General features: G+C 69.0%; 1 protein-coding gene. It reads left to right on the forward strand.

The annotated features are described in order from the left end of the window. On the forward strand, nt 1–2,873 hold a 2,873-nt coding region (locus tag M2271_RS42315; RefSeq protein WP_280892798.1), incomplete at both ends, for an AMP-binding protein.

Genomic DNA, 2,873 nt, shown 5'->3' on the forward strand with positions numbered 1-2,873 from the left:
GCCCTGTGCAACGGGGCCTGCCTCGTCTCGGCCGCGCCGCACGACCTGCTGCCAGGCCCGGCGCTCGTCCGCCTGGTCGCGGAGCGGTCGGTCACGCACGCACTCCTGCCCCCCGCCGCACTGGCCATCCTGGAACCGGACAGCCTGCCGTCGATCACGACCCTCATCACCGGCGGTGAAGCCCTCAGCCAGCACCTGGTTACCCACTGGGCCGGCGGCCGCCGTCTCATCAACGCCTACGGACCGACGGAATCCACCGTCTGCGCCACCATCACCAACCCCCTGTCCGCCAACGAACACAGCACCCCGCACATCGGCACGCCCGTCCCCAACACCCGGGTCTATGTGCTGGACTCGGCTCTGCGGCCGGTTCCGGTCGGTGTCGCGGGTGAGTTGTACATCGCCGGCGCGGGCCTGGCCCGAGGCTATCTCGACCGGCCGGGACTGACCGCGCAGCGGTTCGTCGCGAACCCGTTCGGTGGTCAGGGTGAGCGGATGTACCGCACCGGTGACCTCGCACGCTGGAACGCCGACGGGCAGCTGGAGTATCTCGGGCGGACCGATGACCAGGTGAAGGTCCGGGGGTTCCGGATCGAGCTGGGTGAGGTCGAGGCCGCGCTGAGCGCACATCCGTCCGTGGCCCAGGCAGCGGTGATGGTGCGTGAGGACCGCCCCGGGGACAAGCGCCTGGTCGGCTACCTCGTCCCCGCCACCAGTCACACAGGCGGTGTCGATACCGCTGCCCTGCGCGCCCACCTCGGTGCGATGCTGCCGGAGTACATGGTGCCGTCCGCGCTGGTGCTGCTGGAGGCGCTGCCGTTGACGGTGAACGGCAAGCTGGACCGTAGGGCTCTGCCGGCTCCGGACTACCAGGCGGCCGACGGTGGGCGGGGGCCGTCGACGGTGCAGGAGGAGCTCCTGTGCACCGTGTTCGCCGAGGTCCTGGGCCTGCCCCAGGTCGGCGTGGACGACAACTTCTTCGAACTGGGCGGCCACTCACTGCTCGCGGTGCGGGTGGTGGAGCTGCTGCGTGCCCGGGGGATATCGGTTGATGTGCGGTCGTTGTTCGCGGCGCCGACGGCTGCCGGACTGGCTGCGTCGGATGGTCGGGCCGAGGTGGCGGTGCCGGAGAACCGGATTCCGGACAGCGCCCTGACCATTTCTCCCGACATGCTTCCCCTGGTGGATCTGACCCGCGGGGAGATCGACCGGATCGTGGCCCGGGTTCCCGGCGGAGCGGGCAACGTGGCGGATGTGTACCCGCTGGCTCCGCTGCAGGAAGGGATCCTCTTCCACCACCTGATGGGTGACTCCGGTGACGGGACCGATGTGTATGTGCTGCCGGTGCTGTTGGGGTTCGACTCCCGGCAGCGGCTCGACGGGTTTGTGGACGCACTGCAGAAGGTCGTCGACCGGCATGACATCCTGCGGACCGCCGTCTTGTGGGAAGGACTGCGCGAACCGGTCCAGGTGGTGGTGCGCCGTGCTGCGATCCCGGTGGAAAGCGTCGACTTGCCCGAGGGGCCTGACGATGAGGTGACCGGCCGGATGCTGGCCGCGTGTCCTGGATCGATGGACATCGGCCAGGCGCCGCTGATCCGCGTGTACACGGCGGCCGACCCGGTGAACGGTCAGTGGCTCGCGCTCGTCCAGGCCCATCACCTGATCTCGGACCACACCACCCTGGACGTGCTGCTGGAGGAGGTGCGCTCGTTCATCGAGGACCGCGAGGACACCCTGCCCGCGCCTTTGCCGTTCCGGAACTTCGTTGCCCAGGCCCGCCTGCGGGTAGCGCAGGAGGAACACCACAGGTACTTCTCCACCCTGCTGGGGGACGTGACCGAGCCGACCGCGCCGTTCGGTCTGCTCGACGTCCGCGGCGACGGAACCGGCGTGGCGGAGTTCCGTCGCGTGATGGATGCGGAACTCGCGCAGCGACTGCGGGACCAGTCACGCCGGCTGGGCGTGAGCCCGGCCACGGTCTTGCACGTGGTGTGGGCGCGGGTTCTGGCGGCCACCGCGGGCCGGGACGATGTCGTCTTCGGTACCGTCCTGTTCGGCCGCATGGCCGCGGGAAGCGGCGCGGACCGCGTTCTGGGCCTGTTCATCAACTCCCTGCCGGTACGGGTGCAGACTCACGGCGCGCAGGTGATGGACACGGTCCGGTCGGTGCAGAACCAGCTGGCGGACTTGCTCGTCCACGAACACGCCCCTTTGAAACTGGCCCGGCAGGCCAGCGGCATCAAGGCGGACACCCCGCTGTTCACCTCCCTGTTCAATTACCGGCACTCCAGGAGCGCTGAGGCAGGGACGGACAACAGCCTCGACGGCATCGCGGTGCTGTACTCCCAGGAGCGGACGAACTACCCGATCGGGCTGAACGTCGACGACACCGGTGACGGATTCACCCTCACCGTGCAGGTCGCCGAACCCGTCTCGGGTGAATCACTGTGCGCCATGGTCCATACCGCTGCCGAAGGCGTCGTCATCGCCCTGGAAACAGCACCGCACCAGCAGATCAGCACAGTGGACGTCCTCGATCCCGTGGAGCGGGAGCGGATCCTGGTCGAGTGGAACGACACCGCCCGGGACATGTCCGCCGTGACGCTGGCGGAGCTGTTCCAGGCCCAGGCCGCTCGCACGCCGGACGCGACTGCTGTCGTCTTCGAGGACGTGGAACTGAGTTATGCCGAGCTCAACGAGCGTGCCAACCGCCTTGCCCGGCTGCTGATCGATCGCGGAGTGGGACCCGAGTCGCTGGTCGCGGTCATGATGCGTCGCTCGGCCGACCTCGTCGTCGCTCTCCTCGCGGTGACCAAGGCCGGCGGCGCGTATGTACCCGTCGACCCGGACTACCCCGCCGAGCGGATCAC

The organism is Streptomyces sp. LBL (assembly GCF_029893585.1).
GTDB lineage: Bacteria > Actinomycetota > Actinomycetes > Streptomycetales > Streptomycetaceae > Streptomyces.